The organism is Rufibacter radiotolerans (assembly GCF_001078055.1).
Lineage (GTDB): Bacteria > Bacteroidota > Bacteroidia > Cytophagales > Hymenobacteraceae > Nibribacter > Nibribacter radiotolerans.
Genome location: NZ_CP010777.1, coordinates 3,597,404 through 3,620,024, shown reverse-complemented (window position 1 = coordinate 3,620,024; position 22,621 = coordinate 3,597,404). Strand labels below are relative to the sequence as shown.

Sequence of the window (22,621 nt, the reverse complement as noted above, 5' to 3'; positions counted from 1 at the left end):
TGGTTACTTATATCTGTGAATGGCCAAAGGTGGCCTTCTCTTAAAAGATCGCTTGCTTATTTCTTGGCCTGAGGCTTGAGAAATTTATTCACGTCCAGCCAATGCATGAAGGCATCAAACCAGCGGTTACTGGTTCGGTCTGGGTTGCCAATCCCGAAGCCGTGGCCACCGTTCTGGTAGAGGTGAAACTCAACCGGTATGCCGGCTTTATACCAGGAATCCACCACGCCAAACTGACCCTTGAAAAGGAAATCATCCGTAGCGATCACGTTGAACATGGGCGGCGCATTTTTAGGCACTTCCACCGGACCCATGCCACCATAGATTGGCCCGATGAACGCCAGTTTCATGGTCTTGGAGTTTAGGGTGGCGTGCATGGTGAGGCCGGCACCCGCCGAGAAACCAATCATGCCTATTCTGTCCGTATCAACGCCCCATTCCTTGGCTCTTTTGAGGATGAGGGCATAGGCAGCTTCGGCGTCTTGGAGTTGGTTAGACAGATCTACTTGCGGCATGCGGGGTGGAGTGGCACTGGCCGATGCGTTGGCAGACGCAGGGGGAGCCGGGCGGGGTGGATTCATGGAGGCGGTAAATTCCTCTAATAATTCCGGGGTAGGGTGGAGGCGGTACTTCAGCACGAAGGCAGTGATTCCTTTGTCGGCGAGGGCCTGGGCAACTTCCCAGCCCTCATTGCCCATGGATAGCCACCGGTAGCCACCACCGGGTGCCACAATCACGGCCGTGCCATTCGCCTTGCCCGGGGCAGGCAGGAATGGCGTGAGGGTAGCCTTGGAGATGTTTCTGGCCATGGGGTCCCCCCATTGCTTGAACCAGGTCTCAGGGGCTTTCTGGCCCTCCACGCCACCGGTGCCCAGCGGAATGGCTTTGGGTTCAGCAGGGGCTTTGAGCGGATAGATAGTGCCGTCTTGGGCCATGGCGGTGGCGGAAGAGACTAATAAGGCGGCCAGTAGGAATCTTTTAGCCAGTTTTAATGGAGTGTAGTTCATAGGGAGATGATTTAGATATGGTCGCTATAAGATTTGATATGCTGACTGTATTTTAGGGTTTCCCCTTTTATGTATTACCCCTTTTTGTCATCCTGAAAGGATCTTGTGGGCGAACTAGAAATACTCTTTTGACCCGCCATTACCGTTCGCTACCAAGATCCTTTCAGGATGACAAAAAAGAAGGCGGTATCCTGTCCTTTTAGCCCTTGTTGGTGCTATCCACAACAAGCATAAATGCTCCAGCCATTGGGTTTGTTGGCCCCTGTGAACACCAACAAAGGCAGCGCGACCCATTAGTTAACAGGTGCAATGCCTATTGGGAGAATTTCCAGTAATCAAAAAACAGGATATTGCTTCTTTCTTTTCCTTTAAAGACAAAGTAGACATCATGCACGCCGGTTACTTTTTTAACCTCCGTAGAGACCAGGGCCCAACGGTCATTTCCGCCGGTGAGGGGCGCTTTCACGGTTCCCAGTAATTCCCCGTCTACACTTCCTAGCCGTACTTCCAGGGTCACCTCAGTGTTATGCGTGGTGCCCAACCGGGCCGTAAATCTGGTAGCACCTGTTTTCCGGAAATCAACGTCTTTTACTTTGGTATAGGCGCCGCTCCGGAGGGCCGTCACGAACACGCCCACTTTCTCATTCTGCATGGCTTTCACGCCTTCTGACCAGGCGATGGTTTCTGCCTCGTTCTTCACAAAGGGGTTTAAAGGAGCCAGACCTTTGGTAATTCCTTTGGTCATTTTTAGGGGCTGGAGGGTTCCGTCTTTTTTGAATGCCGCTTCTTCTACAGACACGGAGCGGGTAAAGCCGCCGCCGCCGGGCAGGGCCCCGTTGTGGTAGAAGAAATAGGTCTTTCCTTTAAAATCTACCAGGCCCGGATGGTTGGTGAAACTGCCTCCCTCGGTAGGCATTAAAACGCCCTGGTATTTCCAGGGGCCGGTGGGGCTGGAGCTGGTGGAATAGCCAATGTGCTCGGGTAGGGGGCCAGCGGCGAATAGAAGGTAGTACAAGCCCTTGCGTTTATAGAGCCACGGGCCTTCCTCGTAGGTGGTGGGCCTTTCGGGGTTGCCCTCGCGCTTGCCAAAGGCTTCTATGGTGTTGGGCACGGGCATGACTTCTCCCTGGTAAGAAATCATATCTTCGTTCAGTTTGACGTAGTAGCATTTGGGGTTGCCCCAATACAGATAGGCCTGCCCATCCTCATTAATAAAAACCGAAGGGTCAATATCACCGCCTCCGCTTTGAATCAAGGGCTTGCCCAGCGGGTCTGTGAAAGGCCCGTACGGACTGTTGGCCACCGCTACGCCAATGGCCCCTTTGTTATCATGGGTGGTTAAGGGAACATATAGGTAAAATTTACCTCCCCGCTCAATGCATTGCGGGGCCCATGCATTTATTCTGGCCCAGGTGAAATCTGAGTAGGACAGAATGGTGCCATGATCTGTCCAGTTTACCATGTCTTCAGTGGTATATAACTTCCAGTCGTTCATGGTAAACCAGGTAGAACCGTCTTCATCATGGCTGGTGTACAGGAACAGTTTGTTATTATACACCACGGGCGCAGGGTCTGCGGTATAGGCAGTCTGGATGATGGGATTCTGGGCCTGAATTCCCTGGAGGATACAAAACATCAGAAGCAGACACCCGGCAATCTTTACCTTTCGCATGAGTTGAAATCCTATTTTAAGTTGATTAATAATTAGCCGTTTTGGTGGGCGGCATATTTCTTCCCGGGAGTTTCTGTTACTCAGGCCTTACATTTTTATACCCTAGCAAAGCCAGCATTTTGGCCCCGTAGCGTCTGCCTAGTTTCCGATACCCTTCGGCAGTGAAATGCAAGTGGTCATCTAGAGCCGGGCAATCTTCAGAGGAAATGACGTGTGCGTTAGGAATTACCTGGGGCAGTTGGGCAATGATGGCATTCATGCTGGCGCAGGCGCCGCCCTGCTCTTTGCTGACAATTTCCCCGGCCAGCAAGGGCACCGCAGTAGGCCTGAGGTTCAAGTCTTTTAACAGGTTGTCATAGACGCCTTTCACCTTAGAAGGCCAGGCGGTATCACCTGTGTTGGATTCTCCCTGGTGTAACAGAATGCCTTTGATGACCCCATCTTTCTGCGCCAGTTTCGCCATCTCTACCAAGCGGCCATAGGGGTTTTTGTCATAGGGCTCCAGGGCAGCCGTCATCCAGGAAGGGGCGGTGGCCACGTAAGATTGGTAACTGCCTTTTTCAAACAGCTCAATTTTGCAGCCTCCCACCGACACATTGATGACGCCTACTTTAATGCTGTCTGGGAGAGTGGCTAGCAGGGTGCGGCCGAAGTAATCTGCGGGGGTAAGACCGGTGTTGCATCTGGTCAAAGGGGGCGTGGCAGGGTACCACTCGCCTTTCTTTCTGCCCAGGTTAGGGCAATCTACTGCCTCTAACACCATAAACCGTTTGTTGGCGGTAGTATCCTGGGGCTCAAATTTTGTGTGGCCCTCCATGTTGGATTGCCCGAAGCACAGGAAGATGTAAAAGTTAGGATCTTGGGCGAAGGCTGTCACGTGCATGAGAAATAGGACCGCCAACAAGGAAAAGCTCATTTTATATTTCATACTGTCTTATGGTTTATTCTGTCTACCTGTATTTTGCAACCGGTTGGGATGCCTTTTAGCACTTCTAGAATAGATTTGTGCCAACGTTGGCATTAAGATATTAAAAAAAAGGCCAATTAGCTGAATTGGTCATTTTATTTCTATAAAACTAGACATGTTAATAGAATGGTAGGTGGCATTGACAATCGCGGAAGCTACTTCTATCTGGCGCTTGAATGGGCCCAAACTCTGGCAGAGCAAACCATAACGAGGAACTGAAAACCCGTTTCACGGACCTAGCCCAAGCCTCAACCGAGAACGGAGACAAGATTGTACAGGAGCAGATTGCGGCCCAAGGCAAATCCGTAGACATGGGAGGTTACTTCCACCCAGACACGGCCAAAGTTGCCGAAGCCATGCGCCCAAGTGCCACGTTGAATTCTTTCTTAGACCAGTTCTAGGAGGGAGAATAGTTTAGAAAAGGAAAGGCCGCTTGAGAGAAATCTCAAGCGGCCTTTTTGTAATTAATGGTTTAGAATAAGCGACGGCGCAGGCCCTTTACCGTAGAAGCCGGTTGCGCATTGTTGTACGTTCTTACTTTTTTAGAACATCTTTAAAGCCTATGAATTAGGCTTGTTCCCTATGAATTAGGCTTGTTCATGGTTAATGTTTCTAGGAACGACTAATGAATTCATATAGCTTATTTTACCTCTATATGATCATTGGTATTAGGTAATTGAAGAGCAAGTATACCAAGTAGGTAAATTTCTAAGGCCTGATCAGGAAGATCTGTCCTATTTATTAAGGATTGAAAAGTCTGATGATCGAAGTTTAAAAAAATTTGATTATTATTTCTTACAGAAGCTTTTGGCAACCTGCTAAACTTGCCAATCTCAATATTTACTCCATACTGCGACTCAATTTTTTTAATATGTTTTTGTATATTTTCTTGAAATTTATTTTTATCCATTTTCATATCTTTAGTAACATACTCTTGAGCTAGATTAATATCCATAATTTGCATGCCGTGAGTTGCCGCTATTGGTTGCAAAACATTTAACAGAGTTACAGTAGATTGCCCATCCCTAAATGCTACATTATAGCTTCTGTTTATAAAAATCAAATACCCTTTATTTTCTAAATACTGGATTAGAATAAGTTGATAATCATTGAGGACTTGGCTATTGATATAAAACAAAGTATCGAGTGATCTCGTCTTCATTGATTCAATAATATTATTTAGTGATTGCTCTCTGCCTTGGTATTGAAACCGGGTATAATCACTGCATAATGTGACTAGTTCTCTTTTAGAGTAAAAGTCAGTATGTGACTGCTCCATTTGTGTATTATTAACGTCATAGTATTGAAGGTAATAGTGAAGATACTGTTCTATGGATTGCGATAATTGGGGATCACCAGCCTCCAAAGCCTCACGGAATAATTTGCGCAATGAAACAGACATGTTTCGGCGGAAGCTTTCAGATTTTTCGGATGTCATAATATTGGTCCTTGACATGTCAAAATCAATGCCTTTGGGGGCAAAATTAACTTCTCCACTAATTATAAATGGAAATTTGTATGGTATAAGTGGTGCTGGATTATGTGTAATTAAAAAGCCGCTATTTGTTGCTATTATGTGCTTAGAATTTACACTTATGCCAAGTTGTAATTGGTAACTTTCTGTTTGTAATTGGAATGTGTGATTTGATCCTTCAATGTTCCAGCTTTGATTGATCTGTTGTTCATTTCCGTCATAATATATTTGAAGATTATTGATATGTCGGCAGTAATTTCTAATATGGTTTAGTGCTATACTTAAATGAAAATTCTTTTTTAGATATACACGTATACTTGTTCCAGATTTTTCTATACCTGTAACCGGGGAGGGTGTTAAATAATTAAATTCTTTAAATACATCAGTAATTTCGAACGTAATCAGTTCATCTTCATTGTTCTTGGTTGCTACAACTACTTTATCAGCGACAATGAAGGTGCTCATGAATCCTATGCCAAATTGGGAAATTAAATTAAAGTTACCCGTACTATCATTAAATTCTTGGCTGATACTTTTTCCTATAACTGAAAAGTGATTTTTTATAATATTCTTTGTCATCCCATCCCCTTCATCAATTACTTCCAAAAAATTATCTCGGGTATTGATATTGATTATTATTTTGGGTGAAAGGTAAGACTGATTTTTTCTCACTCTATTACAAGCATCTACAGAGTTTTGAATTAATTCACGGACAAATGAGTATGGGTTAGGGTATAACGATTTTCCGACTAAGAGTTTAACAATTCTATGAACATCTGCTGAATAGCTGTTGGGAAGAGCTCTGTCATTGTTATTGGATTCTTCTGCGTTTGCAAGTTTATAATATGGAATTCTACTTGGAAGCATGCCAAATTCTTGCCCACCTGGCAATGATGTTGTGTCGCTATCAAACCGATACCCACTTTCCCTAATAAATAAACGAGAAAAAAGTGAATAGCTTCTTTTTTCTGGATCTACGTCAAGAATATTGTACCCGGGTTGAAATTTTGCTATAATTTCTCTTGGCTGGTTAAAAGCAGCACGGCCATTAATTGTCAAATAACCTCCAGTTGCTGTAGTTAGAGATTTAGCCTCATGTTTGTGACTATGTCCAAAAAAAGCAATATCAAAATTTTTTGATTTTAAAATGTTTTCAACTTCATCGCTTTCATTTTGGTTTATAGCTGTAAGTGGATGGTGGAATACTGCAATATTTAAAATAGACCCGTTATTGTTTAGTAGTTGCTCTGTTTTTAATAACTGATTATGTCCGATAAAGTGCTGTTCTCGCACTAATGCTGCGGAACATCTCCAAGAATCATTAATCAAGGCAAAACCCACCTTTTTTCCTTCATTAATAAAGTCAGTGGTTGACTCATAATGTGAATAAGAGTAGTTTTGATTGTTTTTGTGAAACTCTTTTTCAAAATTTTTGAATCTTTCCATCCGTTTATTAACAGGTGAAAAGTTTTCTCTAGTTGAACGCACTAGATCGTTTGCAGACGAGTTGTCTAAACGAGTGGAGAGCCCAGTTTCACTATATTCTTCAACTTCATACCGGTTAACATCATGATTTCCTGGTATGAGGAGTACTTGATCTGTAGTAATATTGAGTGCTTCAACAATTGGATTAATAACCTCATTGCGAAATATCACATAGGGTTCACTGCCGAGAGATTCACCACCTTTGTCAACCAAATCACCGGTAAATAAAATCACATCTATTTTCTTCTCACTGTGAAATTTCTTAAGATCCTCGATGAGGGCTTGTAAATAATAATTTCTTAGATCTTCTATATTGCCATTGCTCAGGTGGATGTCTGATAGTTGTACTATTCGCATTATGTTATTATGAGTTTATTAATTATGTAGATTAGAAAATATATAATGCTTTTTCGTGAATAATTATAGTGGTTTTAAAGATGTAGCACAACTAAGTAATTAACGGATTTTTTCTGGTTATATGCACTTTGTTCGGAGCCATGTATCCGTTATTTTATCATTCTTGGCCAACAACTTTAAAGTCAGAAACGAATATACTATATAGAACTTTAATTAATAAATAAACACGTTTATTATTACTTATTAAAAACTATTTTGCTTTTTGATAGTTCATGAGGCATAATTAATAAACCCCTATGACACCCACCACCCCAACCATCATCCTCGCCGGAGCCACTGGCCACTTAGGAGGCCTCATCGCCGAAGAGTTGCGCAAAAGAGGCGCGCACGTGCGGGCCTTGGTGCGGGTGGGAACCGAGGCCGGCAAACGTTCTGCCTTGCAAGCCCTGGGCGCCGAGGTGGTGGAGGTGGACTTTCAAAACGCACAAGCATTGACCCAAGCCTGTCAGGGCGGGACCTGCGTAGTGAGTGCCTTGTCGGGTTTGCGGGACGTGATAGTAGACACCCAGACCCAGCTTTTGAAGGCGGCGGTAGCGGCTGGGGTGCCCCGGTTTATTCCCTCAGACTTCTCCATTGATTTCACCAAACTCACGCCCGGCCATAACCGCAACCTGGACTTCCGGCTGGAGTTCAAGGCCATTCTGGATAAAGCGCCTATTCAGGCCACTTCCATTCTCAACGGCATGTTCACAGATTTGCTCACCGGGCAGGCACCCATGGTGCTGTTCCCTATCAAGCGGGTCATGTACTATGGCAACGCCAACCAGTTGCTGGATTTCACTACCATTGCTAACACGGCCGCTTATACTGCCGCCGCGGCCCTTGATCCCACTACGCCCCGCTATCTGCGCATTGCCGGCGATGTGCTTTCGGTGCACGGGTTGGTGCAGGCTGCCAGTGCCGCCACCGGCGAAAAGTTCAAGCCCCTACGGGTAGGAGGGCTGGGGGTACTCAACGCCCTGATCACGGTTACTAAAATGCTGGCGCCTGGCAAAGGCGAAGTGTTCCCGGCATGGCAGGGCATGCAATACATGCGGGATATGTTTGCCGGCAAAGTAAAACTGGAACCCCTGGACAATGCCCGTTATCCGGAAATAAAATGGACCACCGTGCAGCAAGTGCTGGCCGCCCGGAAGGGGTAGCGTGGTGCAACCCAGGATAACGGGTTGGATTTGATCTTACTGGATCGCTTTGCTTCGTCTGCTTTGTAGTAGCCTGTGAACCTGTATCACCCAGTTCGCGTGGTGATAGGGTCGCTGCACAAGGTAGCCTCACCAAAACACTCCTTCAACCTGCGCTGGTTTCTTGCCATGTCTTCCTAAAAGCAAAACGGGCCGACGCTTTTAAAGCATCGGCCCGTTTTCAATTATTCCTGTACCCAGATTACTTGCTGGGCGGCAACAATACTTTGTCAATCACGTGCACTACGCCGTTGGTGGCGGCTACGTTGGGCATGGTCACGGTGGCGTCGTTGATCATGACGCTATTGGTGTGTAGCATCACTTTCAGGGTGGCGCCGTTCAGGGTTTTAGGCATCATGTTGTTGGTTAAGTCAGTAGACTTTACGTTGCCTTCTACCACGTGATAGGTTAAAACATCTATCAGCTTTTGTTTGTTCTCAGGCTTCAGCAGGCTTTCCAGGGTTCCGGCGGGTAAGGCAGCGAAGGCCTCATTGGTAGGCGCGAATACCGTGAATGGACCGGTACCTTGCAAAGCGCCCACCAGGTCGGCGGCTTTCAGGGCCTGCACCAGGGTAGAGAGCGAAGGGGTTTCTGAAGCCAGGGCTACAATGTCTTTCGTTCCGGTAGCGGCCGCGGCATCGGTGGTCATGGTGTCATCGGTGGTCACGGTCTCCGTGCTGGAGGTGGTGGTGTCTGTGGTTTCGGTGGCTTTTTCATTGGTGTTACAGCCAAAGAAAACAGTGGCTGAAAACAGGAAAATGGTTAACTTTTTCATACGTTTTGGTTTTTGTAGTAGATTGATAATCAAAAGGTAAACTAGCCTGTATACGTATTGTTTAGAATTTATTTCGAAGTGAATAAAAGAAGTGATTTATTTCTCTGAGTTCCGTTTTTAAGGAAACCAAGTATCGTTTTTGCGGAGTATAAAACTGGTGGTTTCTTTACCAGCAAAAGCAGAAAGCTATTTAATCCTGTTGGCTAGTTTGGGCTCAGGTTAAGGAGAAAGGAATACTAGTGGTTGTGCTGTAAGGGGAGGGGCAAGTGGAGGAGAAAGCCATAACGCCAGCCAAAAATTCTTATGCTTAGTAGGAGGGAAGGGTAGGTGTGGTGCCGGACCGTTTTACGCCTGTTTTCCTGAAAACAGGCCTAAAACGCAAAAGGAGCCACCGCCAGGCTGCTCCTTCTGCAAAATTTAATCACGCCTCACCAGCAGCCAACAAAATCTGAGGCTAGGCAGCCGGGGGGAGGAGTGGTATGGGTTGTTTAAAGTGGAGGATCTCTTTCTTAAGCCAGGGCGGTTACCGGGGCGTTTTTACCATCGTTACCGGTCCATTGGTCCATGGCTTCGGGGGCCGGTCTGGCATTGATGCCCTCGCCGTAGACCGTGGCGGTGCCGTGGGTGTAAAAAGCCTCCCAGTCTACGCCCTGCGGATCTGTGATCCAGCTTTTCTGAGATTTGGAATAGCAGCAGGTACATTCGCCTTCGGCTCTGATGGTGCCTTTGGCGTTTTGCATGTTGGCGTATACCTCCTGCAGTTCTTCCTCGCTGGTCACTTCCAGGCCCAGGTGTTCAATGCCGTTTTCAGAGTGCCCGGTAGAAATAGCGTAGTTAATTCTGGGGTCTTCCAGCATCCATTTGGCATAGTCTGGCTTTACCACGGTGGGCGGGGTGTTAAACAAGGCATTGTAGAAATCAATGCTTTCCTGGAGGTTCTCAACTCTTACGTGTACGTGAAATCTTTTCATGGCTTTACCGTTTTTAATGTTCTGCCCTGAAGACGCCCCGGGTCCCGAAAAGACGCAGACTTTCTGAAAATATTTTTCTTTTGGTTTTGGATGGGTTTTAATAGGTTGATTGTCAGGTTTTTGAAATAGGTTCTGTTTTGCGCCTGTTTTCGCGAAAACACCCTCAAAACGCAGAAGGAGCAACCTGAGGCTGCTCCTTCTGCAATAGTTAATCAAATTATAAGGCCAGTTACTGACCCGCCTCCAGTTGCTTCAGCTTTCTTCTGGTATCTGCTACTTCCTCCAGAGACAAGGCCTTCCGGAAGGCTTCCATGGCCTTCTTCTTATCACCTATCTTCACGTAATAGTCGCCCATGGAATCATAGAGGTTGCCAACCGTGGGGTAATTGTCAAGGTTCATTTTAAAGTACTGGTATGCCTGGTCATACTTTTTTTCGCCCAGGGAGACATAGCCCAAGGTATTCACCGTGCCCATGGCAGGCAACACCGGGTACTGTAATAGGGCAGACACGGCACGGTAGTGGTTTTTAATATACTCTACCGTGATGGTAGCATCATCCAGTTCCTTGTCTAGCTCATATTTTTTGAAGAGATACCGCAGGGCGTCATACTGCGCCGGAAACGGCACCGAGCCATGGTTGTCTTCTGGGTAGTATTTTCAGGCCCAGGCCAGGCTCTTGCTCTTTCTGAGCGTCTCCCTGAAGAGAAGGTGGTTTCTCACATTATGGTTGCCTTGCGCTTTGTCCTGCACCACCCGCACGGTATCCATTCCCTTGTCCATGGTGTTGGCAACAGCATAGAAGAGACTTTCGCCGGCGTAGTCTTTTTGGGTGAGGGCTTTCTCGGCCTGTTTCATGATGAGTTGCTTGTCCCACCAGATGCTAGGATCAATGGCCACGTAAGAAGTAAACAAGGCTGGTTGGTGCACCAGGGCTTGCAAAACGGTTAACCCGCCCAGGGAGTGCCCCACCAGCATGCGGTACGGCTGGGTTTGGTAGCGCTTTTCAATGTATGGCATCACCTCCTTTTCCAGAAAGGCCATAAAATTGGCCCCGCCGCCCGAAGATTTTAAATCATTGGCCGGCTCGCCACTGGCCCAAAACGGATAATGGGTAGGCGTCAGGTCCCGTACCCGATCTGGACTTTGGATGCCTACTATGATCATTTCGGGCATCTTGCCTTGTCCGCTTAGATAGTCTACCGTGCCGGCCATGGACGCAAAAAAAGCCTCTCCGTCCAGCAGGTACATCACCGGGAAACGCGTTTTCGCGCCATCGCCACCTGATTTAGGCACATATACCCACAGGGTTCGGTCTTCCTTTAGAATAGCTGAGTGAAGGATCTGCTTGGTGCCTATGGTGATTGGGGTATCGGGCTGTTTGGTGGTTTGCCCCAGACAAAGCGTTGGAAGCAGGAATAAAAGGAAAAGGAATGTTCTCATGGGTGATTAAGCGGAAAAGAATTGTTTCTGTGCCTTTATAGCATTGATCCATCTAAGGTAAGCTGATTGCCTGATCCAATCTTAAACAAAGGCTATATATTGTTTAATTAATAGTAAGCGAAGTGCTTCTTTAGTGTAAGCCCCTGCCGCGTTTTACGCCTGTTTTCGCCAAAACACCCTCAAAACGCAGAAGGAGAAACTGCTTTGGCCGCTCCTTGCTCTAATCACTAACAACTAATCATTAAGGTCTGAGAGTGCCTTTTCCATTTCAGCCAGGGTTTTGTTGTAGGCCCTAAGCACCCAGAAAGCAAACACCAGGAACACCGCCATACCTACCGGCACCATCACCGCCCAGAGATACGGGATCTGGCCAAGGTCTTTGCCTTGTATGGCCGCTAGTACCGGCAAGGCAACTACCAGCAGCACCAGCCCTAACAACACATTCATTTTCTGCAATTGCTGGAACCTGATCTTCTGCCGGGCGAAAGTCTGGATGGTTTCTGCATACGTAGCCACGGAAATGTTGACGCCCTTGACAGCGCGCACCGAGGCCAGCGACAGAATGGGTAACACCAGCAGCACCACAATGGTCAGGGCTGCCAACGCCTGCATCCAGAGACCCTCTAGTTGGGCGAGGTGCACACTCACGTATGCGGCGGCGGCGTAGCAGACCAGGGTGCCAGCCAACTCAGAGTACTTGATTCTGTTCAGCCGGGAGTGGTAGCTCTGGCGGGTTGTTTTGTCTAGTAGTTGATTGGTCAGAATCTCTTGTTTCTCTACTTGTTGGCTCAGTTTCCCCCAGGCCTGTTGCATTTCTTCCAGTTCCATTATGCAGGTTGTTTAACTAGTTGTGTCCTAAGTCTTTCTTTGATGCGCGAGATTCTGGTACCCACGTTGCTGGCGGTAATGCCTACAATGGCAGCAATCTCCTCGTACTTCTTTCCTTCCAGGAACAGTAGGATGATGCCCCGGTCCAGCAGGTGAAGGCTCTGAATCTGAGTATATAATTGCTGAATCTGTTCCTCCTCGGTCTTATCATAATCCTCGGCTAAACGGTCCGCCTCTAGTTGCAAGGGAATAGTGCTGACTCTTCTCCTGGTTTGATTTAGGTAAGAGATGGCTGTATTCAAAGCCACGCGGTACATCCAGGTACTCAGCTTAGATTCCTGCTTAAAGGCTCCATACGACTTCCAGAGCTGGTACACAATCTCCTGCTGCAGGTCAATCCTGTCTTCTGGGGAGTTGGTGTACATAGCCGAGACCTTCAGGATCAAGCCCTTGTGCTCTTGGATGACGCTGGTAAACTGGTGGTGTAGGTCCATCTATAATCAAACTTCACCCCATTAGTGTAGCAAGGCGCAGGAAAATCACAGGTAGAGGAAGAATTATTTTCAGGAGAGGGGGGATGGACGTTTTGGGCCTGTTTTTCAGAAAACAGGCCCAAAACGCTGTGAGGTTACACCAGCTAAAGAGAAGCCGGCCTTAGTAGAAAAAGATTAAGCTTGGGTAGGTTGCTTCCGGGTCAATTTTGAGAAGACAAACAAGATTGAAGGCCTAAGGAGGAGAAAGATCACGGCGGTAATCAAAGACAGAATAAGCCCTACGCCCGTGGGCAGAACGGCGCCAAAGGTAACGGTCATGCCCAGTACAAAACCCAGCAGGCACTGGGCGCGGTACACAGGGACAACCAATGCCAGGGCAAATAAGCCTAACAGCATATAGCCGGGCAGGTCTTGGTACCCTAGCGAGAAGAAGATGGAGAGGAGGCTGCCAAATAATAATGCACCGGCAAATCCAAGGGCTACATATTTCAGAGAGGTAGGCGCACCTGAATGCCCAGAATCCTTTGTGCTGAAGGCTCTTTTTTCTATGCGGTACAACAAAATCCAGGTCAGCACCGGAAGCAGAAGCGCTCCCCACCAATTAGAAAAGCTAGGAAGGTTTTCATCTGCCAGGATATGGTGAACAGGCACGCCCCCATGGTAATGCTGATAACTCAACAGCGACCAGATGCCAATGGCTACCAATGCCGTAAACCAAATTCTTACCTTAAAAAACGATGCCTTGTCCATATTAACTTTTCTGTTGGGTTTGCCTGAAGGGTAGGGCTGGCCTACGCCAGACGGACCTTGTATCTGATGACCCATGATGGGAGCATCTAAAAGGAAACCTTGGGTAACTTATTTTTGGAAACTCTCTTTCAGCGCTGCCTTCACCAGGGCCTCATATTCTTGCAATGCAGGCGCCCCGGGCGGCAAACCAATTAAACAATGTATCTGCCCCGCGAAGCATTTATCCCACACTTTCACGCCCGCCTTCCTCAATTGGGCGGCATATAAAATACCGTCTTCCCGTAAGGGGTCAAACTCAGCATTGATAATCACCGCCGAAGGCAGGCCAGTTAAATCTTTGGTTAGAATTGGGGAGACTTCTGGGTTATTGATCTGCCCGGGGGCATAGGTTTCTATAGAAAAATAGCAGGCATCTTTTGTCTGGAAATACCCTTTGGCATTTAGCTGGTAAGAAATAGAAGTTTCCATGTTGCTCGGGCGCAAGTCAACGGGCAGCCCATTCATTACCTGCAGCTTTATTTTTCTGGCAATGCCTTCTTTTTTGGCTTTCTGCGCGATGACTGCCACCAGGTTGGCTCCGGCACTGTTGCCCATCAAAGCAATGCGGCTGGTGTCTCCGCCTAACTCTCTGCCGTGTTGTGCAATCCATTTAAAGGCATGGTAGCTGTCATTTACCGCTGCCGGAAATTTGTGTTCGGGGGCCACACGGTAGTCTATGGCGAACACAATGGCGCCATACGTTTTAGACTCCTGCCACAAAGAATGCTCTAACCCTGGCAGCAGCGGAGAAATGAATCCGCCACCGTGGTAATTGATGAGAATAGGAAGGTTCTGCCCTTTGGAGGCATTGAACACCAGAACAGGAATACTGTCTGCGGTAATCTTAATCCTTTTGACATCTTCCTGGGGGTAAGGTCTTGGCGGCGGACCTGCAAACTTAATCTGGTCTATGGGCATGCGCCTTAGTTGGGCAAGCGATAAATCTTCATACCCAATCATTTTCAGAAAGGCCGCAACATTGGGGTCTAATACCCTGGTATGACAGGCCTGCGCATGCACCTGTGACTTACTAAAGACAAAGAAGAGGAGTAGGAAAATGAGCAAGATTAATCTCTTCATGGAGCTTTATTTTAGTAGTATGCCTTTAATTAGTAGGCTTCAAGCCTGAATTATTACAGAAGGTGCAGGGCTCCTCAATTACTTTAGCCACAACTACCTGGGAACCTTGAAGTGAGAGGCCCATGCCGCAGGCAATAGGCATCATGCATATGATTACATGATCTCCTTCGTTTTTAGCCTGTTTTCCCCAAAACACCCCCAAAACGAAGAAGGAGCAACCCGCGGCTGCTCCCTCTCTAATAACTAAACACTAACAACTAGTATCCAAACAGCTCTTTCAAACTCAACTGCTTCACCGTGCCGTACTTGGCCAGTTCCTTAAAGTTGAGGCGGTTCTTGGAGCCTATCACCAGAATGGTCTGGTTCTGGCCTTTCACAAACTGCTGCTGAAACGCCTTGATCTGGTCCAGGGTCATGGCGTCCAGGCTCTGGTAGATGTCCTTTCTAATGTCATAGTCAATGCCCAGTTTGCGGGCCTGCTCATAGTTCATCAAAATGCCCACCTTGTTAATGCGCTCCGTGGCGATGCTGTTGCGTACCGAGGCCTTGGCGTTGGTGAAGTTGGTCTCGGCCACCGGCAAGTCATTGAGGAGTTCCTGCATGCCGGCCATGGCCTCGGGCAGCTTATCGCTTTGCGTGCCGATGTACGACATGATGTAGTTGGCGCGGTCTTTCCGGCTGGCGTTGGCAAACCGGGAGCTAGCACTATACGCCAACGCCCTTGACTCGCGCAGCTCCTGGAACACAATGGCGCCCATGCCCCCGTCAAAGTACTCGTTGTAGAGCCTGATGGTGGGTACCAACTTAGGATCATAGTTCAGAGACTTGGTCAGGAACAGAAGCTCGGCCTGCACCATGTCATAGTTGGTCCAGTACACCTGGCGCTTGTTAATGTCCAGTTCTTTGAAGGCTTTCTCAGCGGGCACCGGTTGCAGGGTGGCGGGTACAATATGGCCGGTGTTTAGGGTGGCGGTAATGGATTGCAACTCTCTTGGGCCGTAATACAACACCCGGTGCTGGTACGTAGGAATGCTCTTGATGCGGGCAATCAGCTCAGAGGGCTTCACCTTCTTCAGTTCCTGCTCAGTTAAGATGTGCGTGAACGGGTTCTTGGGGCCGTACTTGGCGTAGTTCACCATGGCCACGCTGTGGATGATGTTCTTGTTGAGCTTAGCGTCCTTGCGGTCTTTCAGGATGCCGGCCACCATGTCGTTCAGGGCTTTCTGGTCGGCTTTGGGGTTTTGCAGGAGGCTTTCAAAGAGCTGCAGGCCTTTCTCCAGGTTCTCATCTAAGCCGGTCAAGGAAACATACACCTGGTCCTGTCCCGAGGACACGCTGAACGAGCAGCCAATCTTGAAGAACTCTTTCTGCAGCTCCTCGGCGGAGTATTTGTCGGTGCCCAGGTACTGCAGGTAATCCACGGCCAGGCCCAACTTCAGGTCATTGTTGGTGCCCATGTCCAGGATGTAGTACAAACTGAACAGGCCGTTCTCCTGGTTCTTGGTGAAGTACACCGGAATGTTGCCTTTCAAAGTGCCCTGCTGGATATCTTTCTTGTAATCCACGAACTGCGGCTGCAGGTCAGACACCGGAATAGCGGCCACCGACTTGTAGAACTCCGACTGGGCCTCGCGGTTGGCGGGCACCGGGGTGATGGTAGGTTTCTCCACTTTCTGGGCATTGGGGTCCTGGCCGGTGCGTTTGTAGATAATAGCGTAGTTGTTGCCGTAATAGCGGTTGGCCACGTCTACCACGTCCTGCTTGGTGATTTTCTCAAACGCCTCTTCCTGTTTGAGGTAATCGGCCCAGTCCTGGCGGGCAATAAAGGCGTCTACAAAAGCGGTGGCGCGGGCCGCATTGCTTTCATAGGCCTGCATCTTGCTTATCTTGTTCTTGTTCACAATGGCCGGAATCAGCCAGTCCTCAAACTGCCCTTTCTTCACCAGCTCAATCTGCTGCAGCAGCAGGTTCTTCACTTGGTCCAGGGTCTGGCCCTGGCGCGGGTTTCCACTCAGGAAATGCGCGCTGTAATCATTGTAAATCTCAGAGAAAGACCCTGCGCCCAAGGCCGCCTGCTTCTGGTTAATGTTCAGGTCAATGAGACCGGCCTGGCCGTTGCTCAGGATCTGGTTGATCATGCGCAGTACCAACGCGTCTTTAGACTTAATGCCCGGGAACCGGTAGGCCATCAGCAGCATTTCAGACTCAGGTCCCAGCACTTCTTTCACCACCGGGGCCGTGATAGGCTTTTCCTGCGGAGGCGTATAGGCCGGCACTTCCTTCTTTTTCCAACGGCCGAAATGCTCGTTAATGGTTCTGATGGTCTGGTCAAAGTCCAGGTCGCCGCTCATGGCAATGGCCATGTTGTTGGGCACGTAGTACTTATCAAAGTACTTCTTGATTTCGGTGATGGACGGGTTCTTGAGGTGCTCCACCGTGCCAATGGTGGTCTGCGCGCCGTACTGGTGCGTAGGGAACAGTGCCGCGAAGGCCGCCTCAAAGGCCTTGTTGTTGTCATTGTCCAGGGAGCGGTTCTTCTCCTCGTACACCGCCTCCAGCTCGGTGTGGAACAGCCTCGGGATCATGACGCCCAGCCGCTCTGATTCCAGCAGGGCCCACTTGGCCAGTTGGTTGCTGGGGATGTCACCGTAGTAAATGGTCTGCTCCACCCAGGTGCTGGCGTTGGAGTTTTTCATGCCCATGGCCGCCACCAGTTTGTCATACTCATTGGGCACCGCATACTTGGCGGCCACCCCCGAGATAGAGTCAATCTGGTGGTAGGTTTTCTTGCGCAGCGCCGGGTCTTTCTGGGTGCGGTAGGTTTCATACAGGCCCTCTATCTTGGCCAGTTCTTCCTGCTCCTTCTGCCAATTAATAGTGCCCAGGCGGCTTGAGCCCTTAAAGGCCATGTGCTCCAGGTAATGCGCCAACCCCGTGGCATTGGCCGGGTCATTCTTGCTGCCCGCGCGCACGGCAATGTACGTCTGAATGCGTGGCGCATCTTTGTACTGCGTGAGGTACACCGTCAGGCCATTGTCCAGGGTGTAAATGCGCGCCTTGAGCGGGTCATTGGGAACGGTCTTGTACGGAAAGGCTTCCTTAGGCGCTTCCACCACCATGGCGGGGGCGGTGTCCTGGGCGGTTTGGGTAGGCGCGCTGGTTTTACACTGGGTTAACAGCAAGGCGCTTAGTATAGAGAAAGGAAGGAGTTTTTTCTTCACGGGAAATGGGTGGATTGTTAGTTATCAAATATAGGAAAATGAAAGCATTTGCTTGTATAGGTGCTAACGCTTTTGGATAGGGGAGAAGTGTGTGGGTGTTTTGGGGCTGTTTTTGCGAAAACAGGCCCAAAACGCTTGGGGTAATTGGCGTAGACACTCGAAAAGAGCTGCGCACACTACGAGGTTTTTTGAGAAGGCGCAAACTGGTATTGTTGATCAATGTAGCGGCGTTACACTGTAACGCCGTAGTGCCATATAACAGAAACGGCTCGTTAAGAACAGACCTTGATACACAGCAGTAATTTTTGGTTGCAAATGTGGGGTTAGGTGGGGTTAGGCGGCACTGCTGCGAAGAGCCACGGCGTTACAGTGTAACGCCTCTACATATCTGATAAAGATCTAATCAGCTACACACTTTAGTCCGTCCCCCTTTGAAATGGGTAGGGAGGATGATACACTCCTGCAGATCAACCTGTTTTAAGCCTGTTTCCCGAAAAACAGCCCCAAAACACTACCCCAAAGGCGCCGTTACCAAGGTATGGTCCTCAGCGGCAATCCTTAATTTCTCCGCCAAAAGCTGCATTGTCTTCCGGGCGTCTTGGTGGTTATCAGTGCGCAGTTCATAGTCTGCCGAGGGGGATTGGGAATAAAGCCCGATGGTGTACCAGGTGACCAGAGGCGCTGGTTCCTCGCCGTGGGAATGCCCGTGGTCAGGGGCCAGCTGAAGGTTAGAAGTGAGGGTGACACGCTGGAAGGCGGGCAGCGGGGCCCATCTGCCGGTCTTGAACCCGAACATGCTCAGGTACTCGCGCACGCGCTGGTGCGCAAGATCCAGCTGGAAACCATGGTAAGTGAATTTGAACAGGAACCCCAGCACCACCAATAAACCGCCTACCGCCAGCATCTGGGTTTGGTCGGCGCCTTCACCCCACCACCAGGGACTGCTAGCCGTTGCCAGACCGACTACTAAAAGGACATAGCCCACGTAACTGAGGCTTCCAAAGAAATTGTCGGTTTTACGGTCGAAGAGGTTGCTCATGGAGGGGATAAAAGTAAAAACCTGTGAAACGGTAAAGGTCTCACAGGTTTACGCAGGTCGTTAGAAATCGGTGTCCAGGCCCAGGCGGGTTTTCAGATCTTTGAGTGCCGGGTAAAGCTCCGACAGGTAATTGTACTTGTCCTGGGAAGTGTAGAGGTTGCGGCCGTTTTCCTGCTGTACCACGTCTATGGTCACCTGCAGGCGGTTATGGCCCAGTCCCTGGCGCAGAAACAGAAGAAACTCGGGCTTAAAGCTGTTGAATTCGGCTACCTGCACCTCGTTTTCCACCTGCAGGTGTACTTCGGCTTTCTCGGCATCAAAGTACCACTCACGGTTCAGGATGGTGTACTCCAGGGTGCGGTCGGTGTGCTTGACGCGGTCTACGTACAGTTGCCAGAGCTGCTTTAGTTTATGGGCGTTAATGGTGGGCAGAGTGCCGGGCACGTAGGCTTCGGTTTCCTCCTCCAGCACCTCTACCATTGGCGCCGCCGAGGCTGCCACCCGTTCCTCAATGTTCTTGAGGCTGGGCAGTTTGGAGACTTTGCGGCTGGCCAGGGGAGACGAGGCGGTGCGCAACGGAGCCGCCGGGGCAGCCATGACCGGAGCGGGTTTGGCCATTTCAGGCACCAATGAAGGCGCCTCCTCTGGGTACGTGTCAAAGATGGGGTCTTCGCCCGAATCCATGTCTGATGGGGCGGTGTTGTGGTGCGTTTCTGCAGTGTTTTGCGCAGAAGGGGCCAAAACCGGCGGCGCTGCCGGGGCAGTTACGGCTGGTGCCGGGGCCGACGGGGCAGGAAGGGAAGGAGCTGGCGCGGTTATGCCGGAACTTCCATTAGTTTTTTTTTTAACCTCTCCGGTTACAGAGACGTCTTGGGCCAGTTGCAGGGCGTGGGGCAGATGCGCCAGTTTCATGAGTAGCAGCTCTACATGCAGCCGCTGGTTCTTGGTAGATTTAAAGTTCTGGTCACAGGTACCTACCAGGTTCAATCCTGACAGCAGGAAACTGAGCGAAGCCTCCTGGGCCTGCACCGCGTATTGCGCCTTTATATTCTCAGAGACCTGCAGCAACTGAATGGTTACCTGGTCTTTGCATACCAAGAGACTCCGGAAGTGCTCGCCAATACCAAGCACGAAGTTATGGCTGTCAAAACCGTTCTTCAGGATCTCATCATATAAAAGCAACGCACCGCTCAGATTCTGCGTGAGCAGGAAGTCTGTGAGCCGGAAGTAATAGTCATAGTCCAGGATGTGCAGGTTCTGCACGGTGGCCTTGTAGGTGAGGTGGTTGCCCGAGAAGGTCACCATCTGGTCAAAGATGGACAAGGCATCGCGCAGGGCGCCGTCGGCTTTCTGGGCGATCAGGTGCAGGGCATCGGCATCGGCTTTGATTTGCTCTTTGCCGGCAATGCTGTCAAGGTGCCGCACCATGTCTTCAATCTGAATGCGGTTGAAGTCAAAGATCTGGCACCGTGATAAAATGGTGGGGATGATCTTATGACGCTCAGTAGTAGCCAGAATGAAAATAGCGTAGGACGGCGGCTCCTCCAGGGTCTTCAGAAACGCGTTGAACGCCGAGTTGGAGAGCATGTGCACCTCATCTATGATATAGATCTTGTACTTGCCCGTCTGGGGCGCATAGCGCACCTGCTCCACCAGGTTTCTGATGTCATCTACCGAGTTGTTAGACGCCGCATCCAGCTCATGCACATTGAAGGAGCTGTTGGTATTGAAGCTCTTACAGGAGTCACAGGTATTGCAGGCCTCTACCTCAGCCGTCAGGTTCTGGCAGTTGATGGTCTTGGCCAGAATACGCGCGCAAGTGGTCTTGCCCACGCCCCTCGGGCCGCAGAAAAGGAACGCCTGGGCCAGGTGGTTACTGCTGATTGCGTTCTTTAAAGTAGTAGTAATATGGTGCTGCCCCACCACACTGTCAAAGGTGGCCGGGCGGTATTTCCTAGCAGATACAACAAAATTCTCCATCGCTCTACAAAGTTAATCTATTCTGATTCGATTGCGAAACGGAAAAAGGAAGGTAAGAACAGGTTCTTGGTTTAATGCAAAGAGGATGGCGGTTGGAGGGTGTTTTTGAGGAAAGTGGGGTGGAAAGGGAGAAGGTGGCTAGTAGTTCTTAATTAAACCGGCTTTAATGACAGAAGTGCCCAAAGGCTTCTAATCACCGCAGACTCTCCCCTTGAGGGGAGAGTCTGCGCTTAGTAGGCGGTTATGCCTCTTCTTTCTCTCTCTATTGTTTTTGGTTGTCTTTGGAAAGAGTAAAAAATTTATCGCCTATCTAAACGGCCGCTTCACCAAACTCACCTGCCCCATGGCGTCCTTCTCATATCTGGCTATACACTGCTCCTGAAACTGAACGTCAAAGTTCTGCTCCCCAGGGTACACCTTCTCTGGCACGGGTTTCCCTTTTAAAAAGAAATACACAGTGGTGGTGCCGTATTTGGTGTGGGGCATGAAGTCGCCGTATTGCTGCATCTGGTTCCAGAGGGTGTCTGCGGTGGTGACGGCGTAAATGCGCTTGATGGGGCCGGTATTGTTCTCGTTGCGGTACAGGGCCACCTCGGTGAAATCGCCGGAGAGTTTATTGACGCCGGGTTGGGTGAAGGCGTCTTTCACGAACCAGATCACAAAGGCGGCAAGGACCGCCAGCAACATATATTTCAAATTCTTGCCGGTCATAAAAGGAGAAGGTTAAGCCTATAAGGCAAACTTATGCAATTCTGCCTCAACCCCGTAAACATAGTCTTTTTCGTTTTAGGGCCGTTTTCCTGAAAACAGGCTATAAACAGAATTTTTCCTCCTTTCAAGCCTGAAGGGGCAGTTCAGGATAACATTTTTCTAAGGATTCAGTAAATGCAATACCTGCCGCCAACCTGCCAGAAGCGTCTTTTGACGTACCTGACGGCGGCGGAAGTATACGTAGCCTTAGCAGGGCACACCTCTTATATTATAACAGCACTAGCAACAACAGACTATTATGGAACTGGACGATATGGCCCCCGAAGTGGCCAAAGAATTTTACCCGCAGGCCCTGCAAATGCTGCATGAAAGCGGTTTGCCCTTCTTAATGGGTGGTGGCTTCGCCCTGCGGCAGTACACCGGTATGCAACGCGACATGAAAGACATGGACGTGTTCTGCAAGGCCGGCGATTGTCCGCGCCTGCTCAAGATCTTCTCAGATGAAGGCTTCAAGACCGAACTGGTGGATGCCCGCTGGCTGGCCAAGGCCTACAAAGACGGCAAGTACGTAGACTTCATCTTCAACAACCCCGCCAGCAACATGCCCGTCAACGACGGCTGGTTCAGGAGAGCCCCGGAAGGAACGGAGTTCGGCGTGCCCGTCAAGTACATCTCTGCCGAGGATCTTTTCAAATGCAAAATCTACGTGCAGAACCGAGAGCGCTATGACGGCTCAGACCTGAATCACCTCATCCTAAGACACGGCGATAAAATGGACTGGGAGCGCATCTTGCAGACCCTGGAGCAGCACTGGCAACTGTTGCTCATGCAATTGCTTTCTTTCCAGTTTGTGTACCCCTCAGAGCGGGACATTATTCCGCGCGACCTTTTTGATGAATTGATCTTGCGCGCCAAAGAACAGTTTGACATGCCGCCGCCCACTGAGCGCGTTTGCCGCGGTTTGCTCATTGACCAGACCCAATATGCCCCGGCCGTCACCGAATGGGGCTTCAAAGCCATGACCATCATGACCATCTAGTTTTTAGTTGATCGTTAGTAGTTGTTCGGTTTATACCGAACACTTTATCT

At 49.3% G+C, this 22,621-nt stretch carries 18 protein-coding genes and 1 pseudogene; 3 read left to right on the top strand and 16 right to left on the bottom strand.

Annotated elements, in window-relative coordinates:
- Positions 1 to 56: 56 nt before the first annotated feature.
- From TH63_RS14710 to TH63_RS14700, 3 genes are all read right to left on the bottom strand, one after another.
- Positions 57 to 1,007 carry an alpha/beta hydrolase gene (locus tag TH63_RS14710; RefSeq protein ID WP_048921605.1) on the bottom strand — a complete coding sequence of 317 codons (951 nt, stop codon included), beginning with the start codon at positions 1,005 to 1,007 and terminating at the stop codon, positions 57 to 59.
- A gap of 313 nt (positions 1,008 to 1,320) precedes the next feature.
- Positions 1,321 to 2,679: a glycoside hydrolase family 43 protein gene (locus tag TH63_RS14705; RefSeq protein WP_048921604.1), complete on the bottom strand. Its 1,359-nt coding sequence runs from the start codon at positions 2,677 to 2,679 to the stop codon at positions 1,321 to 1,323.
- A 76-nt stretch (positions 2,680 to 2,755) separates the two neighbouring features.
- Complete coding sequence (locus tag TH63_RS14700) at positions 2,756 to 3,607, bottom strand: sialate O-acetylesterase (protein ID WP_048921603.1); 852 nt, start codon at positions 3,605 to 3,607, stop codon at positions 2,756 to 2,758.
- Between the two features lie 165 nt (positions 3,608 to 3,772).
- Between TH63_RS14700 and TH63_RS14695 the strand changes: the two are divergent.
- A pseudogene (locus tag TH63_RS14695) lies at positions 3,773 to 4,047 on the top strand (NADP-dependent isocitrate dehydrogenase).
- Between the two features lie 239 nt (positions 4,048 to 4,286).
- Here TH63_RS14695 and TH63_RS14690 read toward each other — a convergent pair.
- Positions 4,287 to 6,962, bottom strand: coding sequence for a metallophosphoesterase (locus TH63_RS14690; protein ID WP_048921601.1), 2,676 nt, complete (start codon positions 6,960 to 6,962; stop codon positions 4,287 to 4,289).
- A gap of 296 nt (positions 6,963 to 7,258) precedes the next feature.
- Here TH63_RS14690 and TH63_RS14685 point away from each other — a divergent pair, with 296 nt between their 5' ends.
- On the top strand, positions 7,259 to 8,164 hold the full coding sequence (locus TH63_RS14685; protein WP_048921600.1) for an NmrA family NAD(P)-binding protein: 906 nt from the start codon (positions 7,259 to 7,261) through the stop codon (positions 8,162 to 8,164).
- Positions 8,165 to 8,405: 241 nt separating this feature from the next.
- Here TH63_RS14685 and TH63_RS14680 read toward each other — a convergent pair whose 3' ends face one another.
- From TH63_RS14680 to TH63_RS14625, 12 genes are all read right to left on the bottom strand, one after another.
- A complete protein-coding gene (locus tag TH63_RS14680) occupies positions 8,406 to 8,852 on the bottom strand; it encodes a fasciclin domain-containing protein (protein WP_048922875.1) in 447 nt (148 codons plus the stop codon).
- Positions 8,853 to 9,487: 635 nt separating this feature from the next.
- Positions 9,488 to 9,949 carry an ArsI/CadI family heavy metal resistance metalloenzyme gene (locus TH63_RS14675; protein ID WP_048922874.1) on the bottom strand — a complete coding sequence of 154 codons (462 nt, stop codon included), beginning with the start codon at positions 9,947 to 9,949 and terminating at the stop codon, positions 9,488 to 9,490.
- A gap of 229 nt (positions 9,950 to 10,178) precedes the next feature.
- Positions 10,179 to 10,577, bottom strand: coding sequence for a tetratricopeptide repeat protein (locus TH63_RS14670; protein WP_048921599.1), 399 nt, complete (start codon positions 10,575 to 10,577; stop codon positions 10,179 to 10,181).
- Between the two features lie 30 nt (positions 10,578 to 10,607).
- Complete coding sequence (locus TH63_RS14665) at positions 10,608 to 11,390, bottom strand: alpha/beta hydrolase (protein WP_048921598.1); 783 nt, start codon at positions 11,388 to 11,390, stop codon at positions 10,608 to 10,610.
- 234 nt (positions 11,391 to 11,624) lie between these two features.
- Positions 11,625 to 12,218 (bottom strand): hypothetical protein, encoded by a 594-nt coding sequence (locus tag TH63_RS14660; protein ID WP_048921597.1) that lies wholly within the window; start codon positions 12,216 to 12,218, stop codon positions 11,625 to 11,627.
- Positions 12,218 to 12,712 (bottom strand): RNA polymerase sigma factor, encoded by a 495-nt coding sequence (locus tag TH63_RS14655; RefSeq protein WP_048921596.1) that lies wholly within the window; start codon positions 12,710 to 12,712, stop codon positions 12,218 to 12,220. Before TH63_RS14655 ends, TH63_RS14660 begins: the two co-directional genes overlap by 1 nt.
- A 174-nt stretch (positions 12,713 to 12,886) precedes the next feature.
- On the bottom strand, positions 12,887 to 13,537 hold the full coding sequence (locus TH63_RS14650; RefSeq protein WP_048921595.1) for a hypothetical protein: 651 nt from the start codon (positions 13,535 to 13,537) through the stop codon (positions 12,887 to 12,889).
- Between the two features lie 33 nt (positions 13,538 to 13,570).
- The gene (locus TH63_RS14645) at positions 13,571 to 14,581 is read right to left on the bottom strand and encodes an alpha/beta hydrolase (protein WP_082161713.1); all 1,011 of its coding nucleotides are present in this window, start codon (positions 14,579 to 14,581) and stop codon (positions 13,571 to 13,573) included.
- Between the two features lie 257 nt (positions 14,582 to 14,838).
- Positions 14,839 to 17,802 carry a M16 family metallopeptidase gene (locus TH63_RS14640; protein ID WP_048921593.1) on the bottom strand — a complete coding sequence of 988 codons (2,964 nt, stop codon included), beginning with the start codon at positions 17,800 to 17,802 and terminating at the stop codon, positions 14,839 to 14,841.
- A 511-nt stretch (positions 17,803 to 18,313) separates the two neighbouring features.
- On the bottom strand, positions 18,314 to 18,841 hold the full coding sequence (locus tag TH63_RS14635) for a hypothetical protein (RefSeq protein ID WP_048921592.1): 528 nt from the start codon (positions 18,839 to 18,841) through the stop codon (positions 18,314 to 18,316).
- A gap of 60 nt (positions 18,842 to 18,901) precedes the next feature.
- The gene (locus TH63_RS14630) at positions 18,902 to 20,821 is read right to left on the bottom strand and encodes a DNA polymerase III subunit gamma/tau (RefSeq protein ID WP_048921591.1); all 1,920 of its coding nucleotides are present in this window, start codon (positions 20,819 to 20,821) and stop codon (positions 18,902 to 18,904) included.
- Positions 20,822 to 21,127: 306 nt separating this feature from the next.
- Entirely contained in the window at positions 21,128 to 21,532 is a 405-nt protein-coding gene (locus TH63_RS14625) for a hypothetical protein (protein WP_048921590.1), read from the bottom strand.
- 298 nt (positions 21,533 to 21,830) lie between these two features.
- Here TH63_RS14625 and TH63_RS14620 point away from each other — a divergent pair, with 298 nt between their 5' ends.
- A complete protein-coding gene (locus TH63_RS14620) occupies positions 21,831 to 22,571 on the top strand; it encodes a nucleotidyltransferase (protein WP_076606500.1) in 741 nt (246 codons plus the stop codon).
- Positions 22,572 to 22,621: the final 50 nt, after the last annotated feature.

Excerpts from the sequence above, each read along its gene's own strand:
- TH63_RS14645 (WP_082161713.1), bottom strand. The coding sequence starts at position 14,581 with ATGAAGAGATTAATCTTGCTCATTTTCCTACTCCTCTTCTTTGTCTTT.
- TH63_RS14680 (WP_048922875.1), bottom strand. The coding sequence starts at position 8,852 with ATGACCACCGATGCCGCGGCCGCTACCGGAACGAAAGACATTGTAGCC.
- TH63_RS14665 (WP_048921598.1), bottom strand. The coding sequence starts at position 11,390 with ATGAGAACATTCCTTTTCCTTTTATTCCTGCTTCCAACGCTTTGTCTG.
- TH63_RS14675 (WP_048922874.1), bottom strand. The coding sequence starts at position 9,949 with ATGAAAAGATTTCACGTACACGTAAGAGTTGAGAACCTCCAGGAAAGC.
- TH63_RS14625 (WP_048921590.1), bottom strand. The coding sequence starts at position 21,532 with ATGACCGGCAAGAATTTGAAATATATGTTGCTGGCGGTCCTTGCCGCC.
- TH63_RS14700 (WP_048921603.1), bottom strand. The coding sequence starts at position 3,607 with ATGAAATATAAAATGAGCTTTTCCTTGTTGGCGGTCCTATTTCTCATG.
- TH63_RS14635 (WP_048921592.1), bottom strand. The coding sequence starts at position 18,841 with ATGAGCAACCTCTTCGACCGTAAAACCGACAATTTCTTTGGAAGCCTC.
- TH63_RS14710 (WP_048921605.1), bottom strand. The coding sequence starts at position 1,007 with ATGAACTACACTCCATTAAAACTGGCTAAAAGATTCCTACTGGCCGCC.
- TH63_RS14685 (WP_048921600.1), top strand. The coding sequence starts at position 7,259 with ATGACACCCACCACCCCAACCATCATCCTCGCCGGAGCCACTGGCCAC.
- TH63_RS14705 (WP_048921604.1), bottom strand. The coding sequence starts at position 2,679 with ATGCGAAAGGTAAAGATTGCCGGGTGTCTGCTTCTGATGTTTTGTATC.
- TH63_RS14690 (WP_048921601.1), bottom strand. The coding sequence starts at position 6,962 with ATGCGAATAGTACAACTATCAGACATCCACCTGAGCAATGGCAATATA.
- TH63_RS14655 (WP_048921596.1), bottom strand. The coding sequence starts at position 12,712 with ATGGACCTACACCACCAGTTTACCAGCGTCATCCAAGAGCACAAGGGC.
- TH63_RS14660 (WP_048921597.1), bottom strand. The coding sequence starts at position 12,218 with ATGGAACTGGAAGAAATGCAACAGGCCTGGGGGAAACTGAGCCAACAA.
- TH63_RS14630 (WP_048921591.1), bottom strand. The coding sequence starts at position 20,821 with ATGGAGAATTTTGTTGTATCTGCTAGGAAATACCGCCCGGCCACCTTT.
- TH63_RS14650 (WP_048921595.1), bottom strand. The coding sequence starts at position 13,537 with ATGGGTCATCAGATACAAGGTCCGTCTGGCGTAGGCCAGCCCTACCCT.
- TH63_RS14620 (WP_076606500.1), top strand. The coding sequence starts at position 21,831 with ATGGAACTGGACGATATGGCCCCCGAAGTGGCCAAAGAATTTTACCCG.